Here is a 20,942-nt window from a genome sequence, read left to right on the forward strand (position 1 = left end):
CCTTTCTCATATGAACAACTGTTCATATGTATATGATACCACATTGTCAGCACTTTGTCAATACCTTTTGCATTATTTCTTGCGTTTTATTAGAATTAGTGCTATAATTTCAATGTTATAGAAAAAATATAATTGTTTTTATATACTAACAACAATTCTGATTTTTTTTGAAATTATTTCGTCTTTTTCGGCGTCTGAAATCACTTATATATGAAAGCTTTCACAGGAGTTTCAGAGGAACTTGCAAGTCGGGGAGCTGTCCCTGTCTCTGATACTTTCAAAAAGGAGTGAGAAAAATGAACGCCGAAACCAAATTACTAAGCGGAGGTGACGGAGCGATCTTTACTAATGTACTGACAACGGAACAGGCTTTATCCAATGAGGATAATACAGTGAATCAGCTCATAATAAGCTGCCGTGAATCAAAGGAGAGCCTTAATACTCTGTACACTATGTTCAAGGACAGCGTCTTTGCTGTCGCCTTCAGTATAACGTCGGACTATCATCTTGCTGAGGACTGCGTCATAGAGACTTTTGTGAGGCTTACTCAGGTGAAAAAGTTTTCCGCAAAAAAAGGTGACGGAAAAGGCTTTATTCTCACTATTGCACGCAACGTTGCATTGGAGCTTCGCCGCAGACATAAAAGAGAGATCTCAAATTTTATCATACAAAGCTATGGCGAGGCTGAAAAGACTGTGGAGGACAGTATTTACATAAATCAGCTGCTGAAAAATCTGAACGAAAAGCAAAGACAGACCGTTATACTGCGGTGCTGCGCGGAGCTGACGTTCAAACAGATAGCTAAGGTGATGAAATGTCCTGAAACTACAGCAAAATCAAGGTATCAAAAGGCTATATCCATATTACAGGAAAAGGCAGGTGAACTGCAGTGAAAGACAACAGAATAAACGGAGAGCGCGATCCCGAGAAGGAGCTCCGGGACAAAATGTCCGAGCTTTCTTCAAATGTAGATTGCTTTGAAAAGATCTCCGCAAGAGCTTTTCCTGAGAAGTATCAGGATTTTTCAGACAGCGAGCTGACAGTAAGCGACCTTGAAAATGTTACAGGCAAACGCAGGGCTGTTCCCGTTCTGAAATGGGTATCAGTAGCAGCTGCAGCAGCTGCATGTATCGGAGTTCTGCCGAGGACGGTGTTCTTTCAGGAGTTCATGTCCAATGTAGGAACAGATACAAACGATAGGTATCGCAGTATAATATCTGAAATACAGAGTGAGACAGAGAAAAACACATATAAGGTCTACGATATGCCACTCAGTGAGTATATTGCGGACGATGTTCTTGTATCTCCCATTTACAGCTGTCCCTTTGAGGCAGAGGATACAGACGGAGTAAATGTCCGTGTGTACGTGAGGGAGATAAACGGTGTTCCTACCAATCAGGTATATGCTGTGGAGTACACAGGCAGCTACAGCGAGGCAAACTATCTTGCGGCTGCTGAGTCAAAGGCTAAATTTACCGATGAGGATATAGACAGTATTGGCGGTATGCGTCTTGAAACCAATGATAACGAGGCGTATATGGCTGCCTGCAATGCCTTTACGGGCGACAAATACAGTCTGCTCACAGACAAGGTGGGAAACAGAGCTACAGCTGCTTCATATTCATTTGTCAGCTACTTCAAGGACGATAAAGGCGTAATGGCAGTGAATACACAGGTGCTGTACTGCTATTATCAGGATACAGACAAGGTCTACCGCAATATTGTATCCGATGAAAGCGAAAAGTATTACTACGACGTGATGATGACCTGTTACGACAGTAAGTCGGACAGCTATGTGAAGTATGAGCTTCCCGAAGCAAAGAAGCTGTGGAAAACATCGCTGAATTACGACGGTTCAAACGCCATGCCAAAGGAGAACAAGTCCGTTTTTAATAAGAAAGAATTTTTTGCCAATACGGCAGAATGTGATAACGAAAAAACTCTTAGCTGGTATGAGCCGTATGTTTTAGCAGATGAAGCTCTCGTTGACGACGAGATACAGACCATGAACCTTGGCTTGCCAACGGTGACCAACACGTTCAAAACTCCTGCTGACAGCACTATGAAGCTTGCAATGCGTATGTATGAGCCGTATCTGACTCATTTCTTATATTCATCGCAGAGCGATCCAACGATAAATATCAGTATCGAAGGCAGGAATGAGCAGATAATCGTTCACATGGGCAATATCAAGGGAGCGTTTGCTGATCTTGGAAAGGATAGTGAGACGACCTCTGCTTACGATGAATCCAATGTTGTAATTGATGAAAAGTTTTTTAAAGAAATACAACGGCAGGGTGAAGAAGCAAGTCTGGCTTATGAGGAGTCTCAGAAAGAACAATCAGAATAAAGCTGCTGCGGCAGCTCGCTGAAAACAAAAGAAAGCAGAAACAGCCCTTCGTGAAAACGGAGGGCTGTTCTAATGCAAAAAAGATGCTGTCTGCGGGGGGAGCTGCAGACAGCGAGGATAGAGGAATGGTGTATAGAACAGATCGCGTGTCGATCTTGGATCAGGCTGCGGAGCGGAGCTTCTCAGGCTTGGTTTTGGGAGTTGCTGTATGTTTGCGGAGAGTGTGCTCGAATGCGGCTGCATTGAGGATAAGAGCTCCTAACCATGCGGAGGCTTCTGCGTAGGCAGTAGCACGGAAGCCTATGACGGGTATGAACAGTGCGATAACGCCTATTCTCAGCGCCATTTCGGCAATTCCCGATATCATGGGTACAAGGGGCTTTCCGAAGCCCTGATTGCCGTTGCGGAATATGAACAGGAAGTCAACTCCGAAGAGGAATATGCCGCATATGGGCAGATAGGTCTTTGCAATGGCGATGGGCTCCGAGCCGCTCACCATTATTCTTGCCAGATATGTGGGCAGGAATACCATTGCCGAGCCCAGTACCACATAGGCGATAGTTGCTATTGTAAGGCATACGTGAAGACCCTCGCGGATGCGGTCGAATCTCCGTGCGCCGAAGTTCTGGCTGGTGAATGCAGACATTGCGAAGCCTGCTGTGCATGCGGGCTGCATAAAGAGATTGATGAACTTGCTGCAAGCGGAATATGCGGTAGTATAGGCAACTCCCAAACCGTTTACGAAGTACTGTATCACCATGCAGCCCACAGCTGTGATGGAGTTCATAAGTGCCATTGGAAGACCGTTTTTGAAGAGCTCGGCGTAAAGAGCGCCGTTGCCGCGGAAGTCCGTCTTTGTTATGCTGAGTACATCTATTTTGCGTATCTTCATAAAGCATATCAGGGCTGAAACTATCTGTGAGAATATGGTAGCTATCGCAGCTCCCTCAACTCCTGTTTTCAGTACGAATATGCAGAATGTATCGAGGAAGAGGTTGACGACAGTGGAGATTATTATGGCTATAAAGGGTGTTTTGCTGTCGCCGAGGGCGCGGAGTATGCATGAGCAGAGATTATATGCGATAGTAGCCATAAGTCCGCCGAATATGAAGTAGCCGTATACAAGACCGTCGTGCATTATTGCTTCATCAGTGCGGAGCAGGTGGAGGACAGGCTTCAGAAAGGCTGTGCTGAGCAAAGTGAGTACAAGTGCTATGATAAAGCAGAGCATTGCCGATGAAGCCACGGAGCGGCGGAGCTTTTTGTAGTCCTTGGCGCCGAAGCTCTGTGCGGTTATTACCGAGAAGCCGTTGGCAAGTCCCATTGAGAAGCCGAATATAAGGAATGTGAGAGATGACATATTGCCTACAGCTGCAAGAGCGTTGTCACCGAGACCCTTGCCGACTATGGCTGTATCAGCGATATTGTACATCTGCTGGAGCATATTTGTCAGCAGCATGGGAAAGTAGAATTTCAATATAAGCGAGCTGACTTTTCCCTGTGTAAGGTCGTTTGCCTTTGCCATATGAATGCCCCCTTCTGTAAACTTGTCTGTGTGATTTCTTGACTTTATTATAGTCAAACTAAGTCGGAAATTATATCAGATCTATTGCATTTATATCAAAAATCGGTTATAATGAATGCAAGTGCATTCATTATAATTGATCTTAATGCCCTTGCAGATACGCAAATCAAAGATTTGCTCCCTGCAATCGGGCAATTATACCATAACGCTTCGCTTATATGGTATAATGAATGCAAAAGCATTCATTATAATTGATCTTAATGCCCTTGCAGATACGCAAATCAAAGATTTGCTCCCTGCAATCGGGCGATTATACCATATTCGCTTCGCTTATACGGTATAATGAATGCAAAGCATTCATTATAATTGATCTTAATGCCCTTGCAGATACGCAAATCACAGATTTGCTCCCTGCAATCGGGCAATTATACCATAACGCTTCGCTTATATGGTATAATGAATGCAAAGCATTCATTATAATTGATCTTAATGCCCTTGCAGATACGCAAATCACAGATTTGCTCCCTGCAATCGGGCAATTATACCATAACGCTTCGCTTATATGGTATAATAGGATCATCGCAATTTATGTACACTACACAGCAAATTATGAGCAGAAAGGAGAGCTTATGAAAACCGACCGTGACCTTAATTACAGGCTATATATACAGCGGAATGACGGCTTTACGCGGAATCCCTTTCAGAGTGAGCTGAGCTACTACAGAACGGTCCAGTCAGGGGACGTTGAGGGCGTAAAGAAGCGCTTTGAATTAGTGAGAAAGAACTTCTTTCAGGGCAAGGGAACTCTTTCCGACGACCCTGTGCGCAATATCGTCTACCATTTCGTTACCTCGGTAGCTCTTGTGTGCCGTTTCTGTGTTGAGGGCGGAATGCCACATGATACCGCATATACCCTCAGCGACATATACATACAGAGAGCCGACAAGATGAATGACATCGAAAAGATAATTGACCTTTTCGTTGAAATGCAGCTCGATTTTGCTGAGCGAATGAGAGTTCTCAAAAAAGAGAATGTCATATCTCTCCATGTGCGCAGGTGCATAGACTACATCTACGAGCATCTCCACGAGGAGCTGACCCTGACTATCCTTGCGGACTATGTGGGGCTGAATCAGTCATATCTCTCAAAGCTCTTTTCAAAGGAAACAGGCATGAGTGTGAAATCCTTCGTCACAAAGGCGAAGATATCCACAGCGGAGAACCTGCTGAAAAACTCGGATTTTTCATGCCTTGATATTTCACTTGCACTGGGATTTTCCTCACAGAGCGCCTTTATCAGCGTTTTCAGAAAGCTCAACGGAATGACTCCCAAAAAGTACAGGGAGCTGCACTACATGGACGTTATTGAATGATATGAGATACAGGAATATAAAAGCGGCTGAGTTTATCAGCCGCCCCAACAGATTTATTGCAAAGGTTCGCATTGACGGGCATGAGGAGACCGTTCACGTCAAGAATACGGGCAGGTGCAGGGAGCTTCTCACTGAGGGCTGCCGTGTATATCTTGAGGGCTCGGACAATCCTGCCCGCAAGACTAAATACGACCTTGTTGCGGTGGAAAAGCTCAGGAGCGGCAAGCCGCCACTGCTTGTGAATATGGATTCTCAAGTCCCCAATGCTGCCGTTGAGGAATGGCTGAGAAAAGGAGAGCTTTTCTCACAGCATGCGGTGATACGCCGTGAATGTACATACGGTTCTTCAAGATTTGATTTCCGCATAGATGAGGAGGAGAGGACTTCATTTCTCGAAGTTAAGGGCGTAACTCTTGAAAACGACGGCATCGCTTCATTTCCCGATGCTCCCACGGAGCGGGGAGTGAAGCATATCCATGAGCTGATACGGGCGCATAAAGAGGGCTTCGGCGCATATATTCTATTCGTCGTTCAGATGAAAGAGATGACTGAGCTTCGCCCAAATGACGCTACTCATAAAGCCTTTGGCGACGCACTGAGACTTGCACAGGCTGAGGGAGTGAAGCTGTTTGCCTACGACTGCATAGTAACTCCCGACAGCATAACCATAGATAAACCACTTCCCATAAGAACGGAGCTTTGATATGAACTGGAAAACACTTCTTTGTGAAAAAAGACGCAGAAGCTACTCTACATCGGCTGTAAGTGCAGACCCGAGAAACGAATTCCAAAAGGACTATCACAGGATAATCGGCAGCGCTTCATTCCGCCGCTTGCAGGACAAGACGCAGGTATTCCCTCTGGACAGGGGAGACTTTGTGCGTACACGCCTTACCCATTCGCTGGAGGTCTCCTCCTTTGCAAAATCCCTCGGACAGATGATATTCCGCAATATACTGCAATTCAAGAAGGACAGCGGACTGGAAGAGTCCGACATTGAGAAGATATGCAGCATACTTGAATGTGCGGGGCTTGTCCACGATATCGGCAATCCGCCCTTCGGACATTTCGGCGAGGACTACGTCCGCGACTGGTTCAGGAGAAATCTTCCCGAAATGGAGTTGGGCGGCAAAAAGCTAAATGAGCTGCTGACACCTCAGATGATGGGGGACCTCTGCAACTTTGAGGGCAATGCACAGGCGCTGAGACTGCTTACAAAGCTGCATTTTCTCGTTGATGAAAACGGCATGAATCTGACCTATCCGCTGCTCAATACCATAATAAAGTATCCCGTGCCGTCCACAGGTATCAACAAAAAAAGCGGCAACATCAAGGATAAGAAAATGGGCTATTACTACGCCGATAAGGACATATTCGAGGACATTGTGAACTCCACGGGAGCTGTTGACTGCCGCCACCCGCTGGCGTTTATCCTTGAAGCCGCCGACGATATCGCCTACAAGACTGCTGATACAGAGGACGCTGTGAAGAAAGGCTTCATAACCTATTCTCAACTTGTATATGAGCTGAAAAATACATATATGAACAAATGCGCCGACAACGGTGAGCGAGAGGAATACTGCCGAGCCGTTGAAAAGCTGGAAAGCTATTACGGACAGGCAGTTGAGAAAGGCTTGTCCTCTCCCGAGCAGAACGCAGTCCAGCGCTGGATAATCTATGTGCAGGGCGTACTGCTGAGATGTGCCGCTTACGGTTTCACAAGCAATTACAGCGATATAATGGAGGGCAGCTTTCCCAAGGAGCTCCTTGCAGTTTCCCACGGCAGCGTTCTTGCATATGCGCTGGGAGATATGGCTTATCGTTTCGTTTTCAAGTCCAAGGAGATATACAAGCTTGAAGTTGCGGCAGGGGAGACATACGAATTCCTGCTGAGCAAGTTCGTACGTGCTGCACTGCTCTTTGATACGGAATATGAAAGCTCCGCAATTGAGCAGCGTGTCATGCGGCTCATATCAGAGAACTATATTCGCGCCTACAAAGTCAGCGCAGAGGGCAAGTCCGAGGTTGAAAAGCTGTATCTGCGGCTCATGCTTGTTACGGACTACATCTGCGGCATGACTGACGGCTACGCAAGAAAACTATACAGGGAGCTGAGCGGAATTGAGTGAGAAAAAGAATAAGTCTGCCAAAAAGCGTATCTTCGACATTATCCAGATAGGCAACAGAGACGACCTGCCAAGCAGGCTGTTCGACTACTTCATAGTTGCGGTCATACTGCTGAATATCACTATTGTTTTTCTCGGAACATTTGACGAGCTGTCAGGCTTATCGGGAATTTTCAGAATTATTGAGGGAGTTACCGTACTTGTATTCTGTGTGGAGTATATCCTGCGTATCTGGACGGCGGATATGCTCTATCCGAAAAAGAGTCACATGGGAGCAAGACTGAAATTCCTGCGCTCCTTTGACGGCATCGTTGACCTGCTGACTATACTGCCTTTTTTCTTCCTCAGCGGCTTCATCGTGTTCCGTATGCTGAGAGTAGTGCGTATACTGCACCTGTTCAGAGTAAATGCCCACTATGATTCGTTCCACGTCATAACCACAGTACTTGTGGAAAAGAAAAACCAGATAATATCATCGGTGTTCATAATCATAGTCCTTATGCTTGCATCGTCCCTTGGTATATACAGCGTGGAGCATGACGCGCAGCCCGAGGTTTTCCGCAACGCCTTTTCGGGTATATGGTGGAGCGTTTCCACGCTTCTCACCGTGGGCTACGGAGACATCTATCCCGTTACGGTAATAGGAAAGATACTGGCTATATGCAGCGCTTTTCTCGGCGTTGGCGTAGTCGCTATCCCCACCGGTATCATCAGTGCAGGATTCGTTGAGCAGTACACCAAGAAGCAGTACTCCGACGTGAGATTCAGCGACCTTGACGAGATAGGGGAGATACTTGTTGACAAGAACAGCGAGTTCAAAAACATGACTGTGGCGGAGTACACATTGAAGTATAATATCGTTATCCTTGTTATCCTCCGCGGAGATCTTACTGTTGTGCCAAATGAAAATATGCGTATCAAGCAAAATGATATACTTATTGTGCGCGGTGATAAGATTGATAAGTGAATAATTTATATAAATATAAAAAAGAACGCAATAATTGTAAAGAATCGCCAAATAATGCTTCCCCTTATTGACATTTGTGAATATAAATGTTATAATATACTTGCGAAAATAATTGGGTTATTATTTGAGCGTGACCAAAGTCAGCCATCTGCACAACGGCTGTACGGAGGTAATTTCTTTGTAAAGGACAAGTCGGAAAAGCTGTATTCATAGGCCGAATACAGCTTTTGTCCTTTTTTATGAGCATAAAAAAGGTCTCCCGAGGGAGACCTTTAGTATTTGTTAAAAAAAGCTTTACAGTTATTCCTTATTTCTTGTTATTTATTGTTTTTGCGGGCATTATTCTCATGTCCGCTGTTTTTTTCTACGTTATCACGTCCTTTATCGTCAGCGCACCATATGGTTATGGCTGACAGAAGTATGGTTACGATCATTATTCTGAGCACTCAGCTTTATCGCTTAGCTGCCGCAGAAAAGCTCGTAAAGTCTGTCGGGCATTGGAGCATCACCACAGTCAGTACCGTCAGTTCCATACCTCATGACCCATTTGTGGTCGAAGTTAAGTGCGTATACCCTGTTGTTATCATCTGCATCTATGAGATACGTATTAGGCATTTCATATTCGGTTACCGCAAACTCAGCTGCTGTGATCTGTCGGTAATTAATGCTTCTGAGTATCTCGAACATCTCGGGACACTGATAAGAACGCCATGTGACATTTGACATTTTGGTGCATGGAAGATGTATTACCCAGTCATCTGTCGTTGGCTCGGGCTCAGTTACCTTTGGAGCTGTTGTCTTTGCTGTAGTTGTTGTCGTTTTGGCGGTAGTTACAGGTTTTTGTGTCGTCGGAGCAGGTAATGTCTTTGCTGGCTCGGCTGTTGTTCTCTCTGTGGGAGTTTCAGCAGGATTCTCTGGCTCTGTAACTGCGGGTGTTTGGTCTTTTTCGTCGTTATAGCAATCAACACGCTCAGGCTTATTGTCTGCTTTGTCAGTGGTCACTGTATTTGTACTTTCCTTTGTTTCTTTCTTTTCTGCCTTTGAGGTCTTTTGAGTGTTGGTCGTTGCAGCTTCCGTGCTCTCTGACTGCTTGTCCGCAGTTTCTGTTGTGCTTTCCGTAGCCGCAGGAATTATGATCTCAGACGGCTCTATCTGCCGTGGGGGACGGTTCTTGTAGAGCAGAGCTCCCACCGCTCCGAAGCCTGCAATAAGTATGAATGCTGACGCGAGGGCTGCAATGCGCTGCCATTTGATACCGCTGCGGACTTCAACTCCGGAAACAGTAACAGCATTTTCCTGTTCAGTCGCGCTGTTCTCAGACAGCTTTTCGGAGGGGATCCCAGCTTCCCTGATAAGGTCGTCGTCAATGAGGTCAATGGCTTCAAACAGCTTCATTTTATTCATAATAGTAACCTTCCTTTCTTAAATAGTCTTTCAGTTTCTTTCTTGTTCTGAACAGATATGTGGCCACAGTTTTTTCGTTCATATCGAAGAACTCCGCGATCTTTGAAAGACTGTCGCCGTACCAGTAGCGCCTGATGAATATCTTTCTGTGCCTTTCGTCCTGAGTCCTGAGAAAAAGACTTATGAGCTTTGCAAGCTTCTGTGCAGATATGTCTTCCTGCCGCGTATCGGGGATACACTCTGCAAGCTCGTCCAGCGAAACACTGAACTGTGAATTGCGCTTAATAGCGGAGTTGTATTTCAGCTTGTCTATAGCCTTGTTCTTAACTATTCGGCAAAGATATGTTCTGAGGTCATTGGGTTCGTCAGGCGGTATCCTGTTCCATATATCGTAGTATACGGAGTTGATACACTCCTCGATATCTTCACGCTGAGAGAGGATATTTCCCGCAATATGGAAGCAGAGCCGTCCGTATTTCAGCTTTAGTTCTTCGATCGCCTGTTCATCTCTGTTTCGGAACAGTTCAATGATGCTTTCATCATTCATGGTGTATTCCTCCTTTCGGGAGGTTGAGGTCCCTCTTGCTAATATAGTCGATTTATTTCGGGGAATATTTCACTTTGTTATAAAAAAGATCCGCGCTTCACCTGCTGCGAAACGCGAACCCTTACAAATAATCAAGTTCGGCAGATCATGACCTGACGGATATCGTTCTTTTATAGTGCCTTTTTTAATTTCATCAGGCTGACTTTTAATCCTTCCACATATATCCTATTTTTATGACCGTTTCAATATGGCAGCTTGCTGCGCCAAGAGCAGCACGTAGCTTCTTTACGTGGGTATCAACTGCTCTGTCAACGCCCTCGTAGTCGATGCCCCACACGCTGTCAAGTATCCTGTCACGGCTGAGGGCGATATTCTTATTGTCAATAAAATACATCAGCAGTTCATATTCCTTTGGAGCCATGACAGCTTCCTTGCCGTTGACAGTCACGTATCTTCTTGCAGGCTCTATCTCCAGCTCACCGATCTTTAGTATGCCGTTTTTGATGATAAGTCCATGGTAGCGCTTGATAAGTGCTTTTATCTTGACCAGCAGGAGCTTTGTCGAAAAGGGCTTGGTCATATACTCGTCCGCGCCTACTTCATAGCCCTCAACGATATCGTTTTCCTCCCCAAGAGCCGTAAGGAAGATAACAGGCACATCATAGCTTTTTCTTATGGCTTTGCAGACCTCTTTGCCGTCCCTGCCGGGCATCATTATATCCAGAACGATAATGTCGTACCTGTTTTTCTCTGCATACAGAGCAGCTTCATTGCCGTCTGCCGCAGTATCTACGTCAAAGCCGTTCTTGCGTAGAAAGAGCGCCGTGATATCGCGTAGCCCTTTCTCGTCCTCGGCTAAAAGTATCCTGTACTTTTCTTCCATTTATTTTACCCTCTTTAACTCAAACCAGAACGAAGTCTCGGTCTTATCGCTTATACACTTGTACTTTGCTTTGTGGAGCCTTAATATACTGCTGTTTATTGCAAGTCCCATACCGCTGCTGCCCATTCTGTCAGTTCTTGCCTTGTCGGTCTTGTAGAAGGGCTCCCATATTCTCTTGATCTCCTTTTTGCTTATGCCTTCGCCGTCATTTGTCACCATGAACGTTATCTTTTTATCCTTGCCCAGAAGCTTTATTTCCACTTTGCTTTCGGCGTACTTTACGGCATTTGTGATAAAATTGCCGATAGCTATCTTTATCATCTTGGGATCGGCTTTCACGTAATATTTACCGCCTATAACATCTGTTATCAGCTTCGTTTTGAGACCGCGCTCGGCGATAAGCGGCTTCATGCGCTCATATATTGCCGATGTCATTGCGTAGAGCTCCACTTCCTCAAGCTTCAGGTCTTTCTCTGAGTCCAGCTTTGACATATTGAGCATATTGTTTATCATGGCTGCCATGTTATCGACTTCTGCGTTAAGCTTTTCTGCGTATTCATGCCTGTCCTTCTCGTCAATATACTCCCAGTTCTCGGTATAAGCCTTTGTTACGGCAAGAGGAGTCTTGAGATCGTGAGCGATGCTTCTTGTAAGATCCTGCCGCATAAGCTCATAGCTCATACGGTTGCCGTACATCTTTCTCATCATGACAATAACAAAAGCTTCAATTATAATAAGCGCGATAAGACTCATAATATACAGAAGGATATGTCCTCTGAAGGCAAGCTCCAGCGGGTGAAAAACATAGCAGAGAAACGCATTGTCATTCTTGGAATTTATGCTGGAATGTGTGATATAATAGGAGGTGCCGAGCTTATTCTGAACAAAGCTAACGACCTGTCCGCTTTCAATTTTCTCCTGCATAGAGCTGGCTTCGGCTGCTTCTGACTGATAATAGAATGTACCGTCATTCTGATATATCTTGAACACATATCCCTTGTCTATCTTGCTGCGCACTTCTGCAAGCTGCTTCTTTGCCTGTTTGTCAAGCTTGGCTTCGTACTTTGTTTGGGCCATTTTATAGTACTCAGCGTGAAGGTTGTTATCACCCTGCCATTCTGATACCGGAACAGCGTTCTCTATAGAAGCCAATTCGTTGTCGCCTATGGTATACTCAAAAGTATTATACTTCGAAAAATTCTTGGGATCTTGTTCATGATAGGAAAATTTTCCGTTGAATATGAAATTATCGTCACACATTGCATCAATATCAAAATATGAGATAAATGCATTTTCACGCTTGAAATCAGAGCTTACAGGGAAATACCTGTAATCAAATTTATTGGAGTTATCCTTTGAAACAGACATTACTTCAACAAAATCTCCTGACTCTACTACTTTACCGTCATCGAGCTTTATCATTCCGTAAAAGCCGATATCGTCATTTCTACAATACTGTGATTGCAGTTTAAATTCATAATAAGCCATATGGATTATATTATCAGTATTATCTACCCGCGCAATTGATGACAACTTCAACGCATGATTCTCTGCCAGTGCCATTTTCTCATTCATAATCTTTGTGGCTGTCACATATGTATATAGTCCTTCTATAATAACAAACGCCAAAAGAATAAGTGAAGTTATAATAGCTGTTAATCTGATATAATGTTTTTTCATAGTGGATTCCCCTTTTCATATCTGAGTTTATGATATGATTATAAACAAATGATGTGTATTCTTTATGTACATTCAGAATTTTTTTCATATTCAGTAATTGAGATATTTGCATTATTTATATATTTTATATATTTTATATATTATACATCTTTACAGTAATAAAGTCAACCATTCACTATATTTGCTAATAGACCATTTCATTGTAATAATATAAGCTGACATGTATGCGTTTCATCTCGAAGCACTTTCGTTCGATCTGGTATATTGATTTTTGGCGGCTTTTGAGGTATAATAGGATTTACAATGAAAATGTGAGGAAGTCACTCGGGCGCGGAGAAAAACAATTGAACTTTCATGCTCTTGAAGCAGAGCTGAGCACTATCAAAGGCATAGGTCGTAAGCGTATTGAGCTTATGACAGTTATAGAATAATCCTAAAATATTGAAAAGAGGGTCAGTATGAAAAAAGTATTTTTTGCAGCAATGTTATGTATGGCTATGTTTTCTGCATGCAGTGATAATAATAGTCCCGAATATCCTGAAAAAGTACCGATTCAAACAACGACAACAACGACTGTTACTGCTTTGACTGCTACTGCTGCGACAACTTCGACTGTTACAACTACCACAGTTACTACTACAAAAGCAGTTTCACAGCCTGTACGCGACTCTTCGGATACAGCTCCTCCATTCGGTGATCTGCATGGTGCATATGTCTGTATCGGCGGAATAGATGTATATCCGTCTGTGTATGTAATGACGCAGGACGAGGTATCCAAGTTGGCTGATTTCTTCAATTCAGAGATATGGACAGAAGAATCAATGGAAGATTATGTTCCTCCGACGGGCGATATGGGTATGACTTATTACATTTACAAGGACGGGAAATATTCTTCATATGGTGATTTAAGTTCAATATATTATTCTGATGGTGTCAGAAGGAATTTCAGAGAAACGCCAAGTGACGGCGACTATTCAAACCGCTTGTCAGCACGTGATTTCCTGTATGCAGGAGATAGCTCCAGACACGTTGGTACTCATCTGAATGAGCAAAAAGGGGAGCTCGCCGATCAAGAGTTCTGGGATCTTATATGGAATGATGTTCTCCCATGGATCGAAGAAAATGGTTATTGATAGTTTGCAGTCTGATATCACATTCCATGCTCTAAACTTTTTTCGTATGTTTTTGCGCATTTTTTAGAGCAAATACGAAATTAATAATACAAGAAAACCGCCTGAAAATCGGTACAAATCCGATGACCAGGCGGTTTGTGTTAGCTGTAAAAAATTGATGACTGCGCTGTATGCGATGTAAGAGTAACGATCACCAAAAAGTAAGCGAGCCTGCGAGCGCCAACGTGGTTGGGCGCACAGGCTCTGCGCTGGTGCGGATAACAGGACTTGAACCTGCATGTTCTTGCGAACATATGGACCTGAGGGATAGGTCACGATAGTGGATTTATTATCTTTATGCTCGATCCAAATCTCTGAAAAGTAGCCGCATATAATCACGCTTACCATAAATGATTCTATCTATATATATGGTTTCTGCGCTTGTTCGGTAGAATGCAAGGTAATTCTTATAAACAAGGAAACGATATCCGCTGAACATATCAGATGTGAAATAAAGAGGTTTTCCTATCTCCGAATGCTCTTGCAAAGCATCTACTGTATCAAGAATACCATTTATCGTGCTTTCGGCAGCAGTAGGATTCAGCAATTTTTTAGAAATATAAGCCCAAATCTCGTCAAGATCATTCTGTGCTTTCGGAGAGTAAACGATTTTATTCATGCTTTCTTTGCCCCAAAATGCTTCCTCATATCATCGGAGGTGATCCAGCCTTCCTGTTCTCCTGATTTTCTTCCCTCTTCCAATTCACACATCAGGCGGAGTGCTGCTTTTGTACGCTCATACTCTTCTTGCTCCTTAATATCAACGATTGCATAGCAGCCGCGACCGTTCTTGGTAAGATAAACGGGTGAGCCTACTGCAACGTCCTGCAATACAGCAGAATAATTCCTTAGATCTGAAATAGGTACGATATTCGGCATGATAACAGCTCCTTTCAAAACCATTTTTCTATAATAATTATAACCCGAATTAGAGAGATTGTCAAGTTTTAAGATGAATTTATCAGCGAATATATCGTAAATTTCTCTATATAATATTTAAATGTTAATCCAATTTTGTCATCTGAAACATTTCCGTGCTACATCTGTATGAGCGTTGACTTGTTCAAACTGGCACTTGAAAATTGTTTCCCTGCCTATTTATATAAAAACGGCACTGTGATGATATTGCTTCAATGTTAAGAAGCTTTCATCACAGTGCCATAATATTATTTATTATCCTGCTCGCATATCATGCAGTCTATAATTATTCGGATATAGTTGATATCTATTATCTCAGTTCTCCATGCTTTTCGTAATCGGCTACCCTTACAACTTCATTGTTATCGCTAACAAAAACTACCTTTGGACGGTGAGTTTTTATTTCCTCGGGGGTCATATTCGCATATGCCATTATGATAACATGGTCGCCTTTTTGTCCTGAACGTGCGGCTGCACCGTTGAGACAGATAACTCCGCTTCCACGTTTGCCAGCGATAACGTAAGTCTCGATACGGCTTCCGCTGTTTACGTTTGATATATGTACGCGCTCGTATTCATAAAGCCCTGCGGCTTCCATGAGCTCTTCGTCGATAGTGACGCTGCCAACATAGTTGAGCTCCGCCTGAGTGATAACGGCGCGGTGTATTTTGCTTTTGAGCATTGATATTTCCATAGCAGCCTCCTTATACGTCTTCGGTGAAGAAGTTGTCGATAAGGCGTGTTTTGCCGATATATACAGCCATAGCGCATAGCGCAGGACGGTCGAGGGCCTTTATCTGCTGCATTGTTGCACAGTCGACTATCTTGACGTAATCTATCTTTGCAAGAGGTTCATCTTCTATGAGCTTTTTCATCTCGCCTATGATAGCAGAACAGTCGCTCTCACCCTTTCTGACCATATCCATGCCCAGAAATACTGCCTTGGAGAGTACAAGTGCAGCCTTTCTTTCGTCAGCATTAAGATAGGTGTTGCGTGAACTTTTTGCAAGCCCGTCTGCTTCACGGACTATAGGACAGCCGATTATCTCGATGTCCATATTAAGGTCGTCGACCATGTGGCGGATAACTGCAAGCTGCTGAGCGTCCTTTTTGCCGAAATATGCACGGTCGGGCTTTACGATATTGAAAAGCTTGGATACTACTGTGCATACGCCGCGGAAATGAACGGGACGGCTAAGACCGCAGAGCTCCTGTGTGAGCACGGTCATATCAACGAAAGAAGAGAAGCCCTCATGGTACATCTCGGAAGGTTCGGGATTGAAAATGATATCGCCGCCATGTTCTTCAACGAGCTTTGCGTCGCGGTCGATATCACGGGGATAGCTTTCAAGATCCTCTGTTGGACCGAATTGCATCGGATTTACAAAATCGGAAACAACTGTCCTGTCGTTATCCCTGTGAGAAGCGTCGATAAGGCTTGCGTGTCCCTCATGGAGGTAGCCCATTGTAGGGACAAGTCCCACGGTGAGCCCCTGTGCTCTCCATTCCTTTACCTGTGTGCGGACTTCATCTATGGTTTTAACTACTCTCATTTCACTTTTCCTCCCTCATAAGCTGTTCGATAACATCATCTTCAATAGCGTAGGTATGCTCCTCGGCAGGGAATGCTCCCTCTTTGGTCTCACTGATATAATCAGCGATACCCTGACGCATCACCGAGCCCACATCAGCGAACCGCTTTACGAATTTAGCGGTATGACCTGTGGTAAGTCCAAGCATATCCTGATATACCAGTACCTGTCCGTCGCAGCCTTTTCCTGCGCCGATACCGATAGTCGGGATAAAGAGCTTCCTTGTGATGATATCCGCAAGCTTTGCGGGGATACCCTCTAAAACTACTGCACAGGCGCCTGCCTCCTGTATCTTCAGCGCGTCGTCAATGAGCTTTCTGGCCTTGTCAAGGCTCTTGCCCTGTACCTTGAAGCCGCCGAAGGCATTTACAGACTGTGGAGTAAGTCCCAGATGTGCAACAACAGGAATGGACGCATTCACGATAGCTCTTATCTGCTCGCAGACCTCGGCTCCGCCTTCAAGCTTTACAGCATTGGCGCCGCCCTCTTTGATAAGTCTGCCTGCATTGATAACAGCCTCCTGTACACTGACCTGATAGGACATGAACGGCATATCGGCTACGATGAAAGCGTTTTCCGCACCTCTTGAAACTGCGGCGGTATGATGTATCATATCCTCCATAGTCACGGGGAGCGTGTTTTCGTAGCCCAGCATTACCATGCCCAGTGAATCGCCGATAAGTATGGCATTTACGCCGCACTCGTCGATGATCTTCGCTGTTGTGTAGTCGTAAGCAGTAAGCATCGTGATCTTGTCACCTGATTGCTTCTGCTTCAGAAGGGTTGAAACAGTGTTCTTCATATTCAATTTTCTCCTTAAAAGATGTTACCTTTCCATTGCCTGGATAAGATACAAGAAGAAGTATAACATATAAATGTGAATAAAATATGAACAAAAGGTTTTTCTTTGGTGACAATTACCTAAGGAGCTTCTCCATTTCTGTATAATCTGCCTGTGGGTGACGTTCCTTAGCCATTTCTGTCAGTTTTTTCGAGACCGCTCTGTAGATATCGGAGTCATTCCCGCCGTTTATGCAGGCGATATGCTTTTTAACCGTAGATACGTCGTTGCGCTCCACAGGACCTGTAAGGGCGGCAGTCGGTCCCACGGTGAAGATACGCTTCATATTGCTCATTGCAAGAGGTTCAAGAGCTGAAAGAGCTTCTTCTTCAGTAAAGCCGCACTGTTCAAGGAGCTCTGCACTTTCCGCCATAAGTCCGCAGACGAGGTTGCTTGCAACAGAACAAGCAGCATGATATCGGCTCTTGATATCACTTGTAATAATTCGCGTGGAATTTCCCATACCCGAGAGAACAGCGCTCCATTCCTTAGCGCAGTCACCCTCTATGCAGAAAAAAGCATTTGATAGCTCTTTGTATGACTCCGTTTTGCTGCTTATGGGGAAAAGAGGGTGTATCGAAGCGGCTTTTGCTCCGTATTTCTCTATATCTGGAAATGCCTCCGCAGCTGACATCGCTCCGCTGCAATGGCATATCTGCCTGCCGCAAAGAAGCTCCTTTGGCAGGGTACTGTAAGTCTCTTTTATGGCGCTGTCTGGAACTGTGAGAAAAACTGCGTCGCTTGCGTAAATAAGATCTTCCGCAGATAGAAAAAGCTCAGAATCTGTAAAATGAGCGGCTTCAAGGGCAGAACTCTCCGAGCGGCTGTAATATCCTGATATCTCCAAACCGTTTTCTGCAAAATATTTTCCCAGAGAAAAGCCAACTTTTCCAGCACCTATAAATCCTATCTTCATTACATTCACCTACATAATATAATAATAAAATCAATCTATTTTGAAAATATATGCGATAAATATTAACTACGAACCATACATGAGTTACATTAAACGCAGTCTCGCCCTACACACCCCAAAACTCTGCTTGTCGCGTTCAAGTAAAGTGGTGGGAAACAATTTTAGCCACTTGTGGCTGAAGCCGGTACTGCCAAAGTAAGCATCGAAGTTGGAAACAGGCAGGATAACATAATCCGAATCATCGGGCTTGTTGGCAATACAGTAAGCGATGACTGTCTCCGCCACCTCATAAGGCAGCCCGTCAGGCAGTAGCGCCTTGATTCGTGCCTTTTCATCATCGGAAAAGAAAAAGGTCTTGTCTGCCAGCGGTCCGAGCTCCAGAGCGTCCGCCAATATATCATCAAACCGCAGCACCCACGCACCTTTGGTCTCGGGTGAGTAAAGCGATACCTGATACTGCTTCACCTTATCTCTCCATGCGGCATCAAATCCGTTTTTCAGCGGCTCAGCGTTGGAGAGAGTGGTCTTGCTCATGTTTTCGCTGTTCTTGGTGATGAACTTTTCAACCTTGTGAACGTGCCTGTAAAACCAGCCTTTTCCCGTCTTATCCACCAATTCGGGAAACTCCTCATGCAGATCACTGAAATCAGTCCTGAACTGCCACTCCTCCTTCGGAGCGGCAGTTTTTTTGTCGGGGATACTGCACCACGCACACAGAGCTCGCCGTGCAAAGTTCACATCGGGAGCACCATTTCTGAACATATATCCCCGAGCGATAATAGTCAGCACGCGGCTCAGACCTGTGAAGTCCTTCATCATCTCAAAGCTGAAACGTCCGAGGAAGGAGAGGTCCCGCTTGCCGCTGCACTTGTAAACGGGCTTGACCGTGTAAGCCTTGAATTCTTCAATCTCGTTCAGCATTATTTGTCCCTCCTGACGTGCTTTTCGATCCTGTCCGGCAGAAGATCGAAGAGCACTTTTCTTTTGCCCAGAGCAACTATGTAACTGGTTCAGCGCTTGGTATCTTCAACAGCGGAGTATCCGCCTTTGAATTGCGCTTGACACATCGGTTGACGATAGGGTCCGAAATAGTTTTTATCATATCGCCGTCGAAGTCTGCACCGCCGAGCCGCTCCGCCGTAAGCGAGTCCCAATTCACCATAACAACATCGGTGAGGTGGCTGAGATAATACTTCCTCATATTCTCAACATCGGGATAGACCTGTAACTGCACCTCTTCGTTTCGGGAAATGTGTGGATTACGCAGAAGCGTACACTCCTCGCTGTGAGAATACACCATTGACGGAGCATAGAAAGCATTCTTCTCAAAATCGCTTTGCACCGCACCATTGTAGAAGTTGCGCTGACTTGTGTTTCGCTTTGCTTTCGCTGGTATAAAGTCTTTCAGGAAACCGAGAAGGTCTGCGGAGAGATAGCGATTGTCGCCTGCAACGATAAGACGTCCGAGCGCATACTGCTTCAGAACAGCCTGCGCCCGTGACTTCAATCTGTCAGCGTAAACTGGCTCTGCAATGAACTTCGGATTTTTCTCAAGTATCTTTTTGAGATAGTAGTCTTTGCTTCCTCGACTATACTTCCTGCCTGTGAAGAAGCTTAGGCGGTACTCCCTGTCGGTGCAAAGCCTGTAATATTCACGTTCAGTTTCCTTGGTGAGCCAGTGACGGTTATCATTCACAGGAAATGATAACGGCAGATCAAGAGGTCGGAACTCGTCCGCTGTCATTGAAAGTGTATTGAGAAACTGATAGTTCAGTTCCGTGAATTTCTGCGGACTGTCTTTGCTGACACCAGAGATGTACAGAGCGTGCCTGTATCTGCGGAATACGTCCCAGTAATCATCCCAGCTCATATTGTTGTCGCAGAGCCAACTGTAGCCCTTGAACATACTCTTGGTGAGGATTATGTCAACGTCCGCAACCTTGTGTTCAACTCCCCAGATGTCGTTGAGCGTTGCAACTCCTACGATCTTGAAGAAGTCATGAATGTCAACTTGGTGCAGCATACCTTTGATGTATGGCATTCGTATCTGAAACGATGTGTGCTCGCCGCCTAACTTTTTATTGATGACCTTGGCGAACTCTTTGGAGATAACGCCTTCGCCGTCATAACCGAGAATATCAACACTCTCCCTGCGCTCAACACGATGATACCTGCGGACGGCGTTGTCAGTGCCGTCGTCCTCAACAGTGATAACATTTGTATCATGGACTGTGAATTTCGGATTCTCCACAACAATAACTCTGTGCGGCTTGTCGATATTTATTCCGTCAACACGGATACCGCCAGAGAGCATAAGTCCGTTGTATGCATACAGCTTGCTGAGCTGACACTTGGTTATCTCCATGCCGAGGCGAATGCGCTCTGTGACGTTCCAGAAAATGTCTTCACGGATAAACGACAGCACAGCATTTCTGCTCATGCTTGCTGAGCGCTCAAACGCAACATACTTGTGCATACCGTTGCCGAAGTCTATCTGCACGCCTCTGTTCGTGAAAAGTGCAGCAGCCTTCTCCTGCAGCTGTGCATAGTAAGATCCTGTACTTCATGATCTCACCACCTGCAATAATTGTATCACAAAACATACCAAAATGCAATAAGGATACTGCTCCCACATTTTCATTCCGAAA

Annotated in this window: 20 protein-coding genes; 7 read left to right on the forward strand and 13 right to left on the reverse strand. The window is 44.8% G+C overall.

Features of this window, described 5'->3' with window-relative positions; genetic code table 11:
• Positions 1-296: 296 nt before the first annotated feature.
• Together N774_RS0100410 and N774_RS0100415 are read left to right on the forward strand one after the other, a co-directional pair.
• On the forward strand, positions 297-893 hold the full coding sequence (locus N774_RS0100410) for an RNA polymerase sigma factor (protein WP_024859338.1): 597 nt from the start codon (positions 297-299) through the stop codon (positions 891-893).
• The gene (locus N774_RS0100415) at positions 890-2,350 is read left to right on the forward strand and encodes a hypothetical protein (protein ID WP_024859339.1); all 1,461 of its coding nucleotides are present in this window, start codon (positions 890-892) and stop codon (positions 2,348-2,350) included. Before N774_RS0100410 ends, N774_RS0100415 begins: the two co-directional genes overlap by 4 nt.
• Positions 2,351-2,510: 160 nt before the next feature.
• On the opposite strand, the gene N774_RS0100420 is transcribed toward N774_RS0100415, so the two are convergent.
• Positions 2,511-3,875 (reverse strand): MATE family efflux transporter, encoded by a 1,365-nt coding sequence (locus N774_RS0100420; RefSeq protein ID WP_024859340.1) that lies wholly within the window; start codon positions 3,873-3,875, stop codon positions 2,511-2,513.
• A 629-nt stretch (positions 3,876-4,504) separates the two neighbouring features.
• Here N774_RS0100420 and N774_RS0100425 point away from each other — a divergent pair.
• Genes N774_RS0100425 through N774_RS0100440 form a run of 4 tightly spaced genes read left to right on the forward strand, consistent with a single transcriptional unit; the run spans position 4,505 to position 8,341 of the window.
• Complete coding sequence (locus N774_RS0100425) at positions 4,505-5,248, forward strand: helix-turn-helix transcriptional regulator (protein WP_024859341.1); 744 nt, start codon at positions 4,505-4,507, stop codon at positions 5,246-5,248.
• Position 5,249: 1 nt separating this feature from the next.
• The gene (gene sfsA, locus N774_RS0100430) at positions 5,250-5,951 is read left to right on the forward strand and encodes a DNA/RNA nuclease SfsA (protein WP_024859342.1); all 702 of its coding nucleotides are present in this window, start codon (positions 5,250-5,252) and stop codon (positions 5,949-5,951) included.
• 1 nt (position 5,952) lies between these two features.
• Positions 5,953-7,377 carry a deoxyguanosinetriphosphate triphosphohydrolase gene (locus N774_RS0100435; protein ID WP_024859343.1) on the forward strand — a complete coding sequence of 475 codons (1,425 nt, stop codon included), beginning with the start codon at positions 5,953-5,955 and terminating at the stop codon, positions 7,375-7,377.
• Positions 7,370-8,341, forward strand: coding sequence for an ion transporter (locus N774_RS0100440; protein WP_024859344.1), 972 nt, complete (start codon positions 7,370-7,372; stop codon positions 8,339-8,341). The genes N774_RS0100435 and N774_RS0100440 overlap by 8 nt, the downstream gene beginning before the upstream one ends.
• Positions 8,342-8,800: 459 nt before the next feature.
• Here N774_RS0100440 and N774_RS0100450 read toward each other — a convergent pair whose 3' ends face one another.
• The 4 genes from N774_RS0100450 to N774_RS0100465 form a co-directional block, all read right to left on the reverse strand.
• A complete protein-coding gene (locus N774_RS0100450) occupies positions 8,801-9,745 on the reverse strand; it encodes a hypothetical protein (protein ID WP_024859345.1) in 945 nt (314 codons plus the stop codon).
• Positions 9,738-10,292, reverse strand: coding sequence for an RNA polymerase sigma factor (locus tag N774_RS0100455; protein WP_024859346.1), 555 nt, complete (start codon positions 10,290-10,292; stop codon positions 9,738-9,740). The genes N774_RS0100450 and N774_RS0100455 overlap by 8 nt, the downstream gene beginning before the upstream one ends.
• A 205-nt stretch (positions 10,293-10,497) precedes the next feature.
• Entirely contained in the window at positions 10,498-11,175 is a 678-nt protein-coding gene (locus N774_RS0100460; protein WP_024859347.1) for a response regulator transcription factor, read from the reverse strand.
• Complete coding sequence (locus N774_RS0100465; protein WP_196231508.1) at positions 11,176-12,597, reverse strand: sensor histidine kinase; 1,422 nt, start codon at positions 12,595-12,597, stop codon at positions 11,176-11,178. It lies immediately after the preceding gene.
• Positions 12,598-13,313: 716 nt separating this feature from the next.
• Here N774_RS0100465 and N774_RS0100475 point away from each other — a divergent pair.
• Complete coding sequence (locus tag N774_RS0100475) at positions 13,314-13,988, forward strand: hypothetical protein (protein ID WP_024859349.1); 675 nt, start codon at positions 13,314-13,316, stop codon at positions 13,986-13,988.
• Between the two features lie 334 nt (positions 13,989-14,322).
• Here N774_RS0100475 and N774_RS0100480 read toward each other — a convergent pair whose 3' ends face one another.
• The 8 genes from N774_RS0100480 to N774_RS0100515 all read right to left on the reverse strand — a co-directional run bounded on the left by N774_RS0100480 (position 14,323) and on the right by N774_RS0100515 (position 20,794).
• The gene (locus tag N774_RS0100480; RefSeq protein ID WP_024859350.1) at positions 14,323-14,646 is read right to left on the reverse strand and encodes a type II toxin-antitoxin system RelE/ParE family toxin; all 324 of its coding nucleotides are present in this window, start codon (positions 14,644-14,646) and stop codon (positions 14,323-14,325) included.
• Positions 14,643-14,906: a type II toxin-antitoxin system prevent-host-death family antitoxin gene (locus tag N774_RS0100485; protein ID WP_024859351.1), complete on the reverse strand. Its 264-nt coding sequence runs from the start codon at positions 14,904-14,906 to the stop codon at positions 14,643-14,645. The genes N774_RS0100480 and N774_RS0100485 overlap by 4 nt, the downstream gene beginning before the upstream one ends.
• Positions 14,907-15,255: 349 nt before the next feature.
• Entirely contained in the window at positions 15,256-15,639 is a 384-nt protein-coding gene (gene panD / locus N774_RS0100490) for an aspartate 1-decarboxylase (protein ID WP_024859352.1), read from the reverse strand.
• 10 nt (positions 15,640-15,649) lie between these two features.
• Positions 15,650-16,498, reverse strand: coding sequence for a pantoate--beta-alanine ligase (gene panC / locus N774_RS0100495; RefSeq protein WP_024859353.1), 849 nt, complete (start codon positions 16,496-16,498; stop codon positions 15,650-15,652).
• A gap of 1 nt (position 16,499) precedes the next feature.
• On the reverse strand, positions 16,500-17,339 hold the full coding sequence (gene panB, locus N774_RS0100500) for a 3-methyl-2-oxobutanoate hydroxymethyltransferase (protein WP_024859354.1): 840 nt from the start codon (positions 17,337-17,339) through the stop codon (positions 16,500-16,502).
• Positions 17,340-17,454: 115 nt separating this feature from the next.
• A complete protein-coding gene (locus N774_RS0100505) occupies positions 17,455-18,294 on the reverse strand; it encodes a Rossmann-like and DUF2520 domain-containing protein (RefSeq protein ID WP_024859355.1) in 840 nt (279 codons plus the stop codon).
• Positions 18,295-18,378: 84 nt separating this feature from the next.
• On the reverse strand, positions 18,379-19,215 hold the full coding sequence (locus tag N774_RS0100510) for a hypothetical protein (protein ID WP_024859356.1): 837 nt from the start codon (positions 19,213-19,215) through the stop codon (positions 18,379-18,381).
• A 76-nt stretch (positions 19,216-19,291) separates the two neighbouring features.
• A complete protein-coding gene (locus N774_RS0100515; protein WP_024859357.1) occupies positions 19,292-20,794 on the reverse strand; it encodes an RNA dependent RNA polymerase in 1,503 nt (500 codons plus the stop codon).
• Positions 20,795-20,942: the final 148 nt, after the last annotated feature.

This window comes from Ruminococcus flavefaciens AE3010, assembly GCF_000526795.1.
Taxonomy (GTDB): Bacteria; Bacillota; Clostridia; order Oscillospirales; family Ruminococcaceae; genus Ruminococcus; species Ruminococcus flavefaciens_D.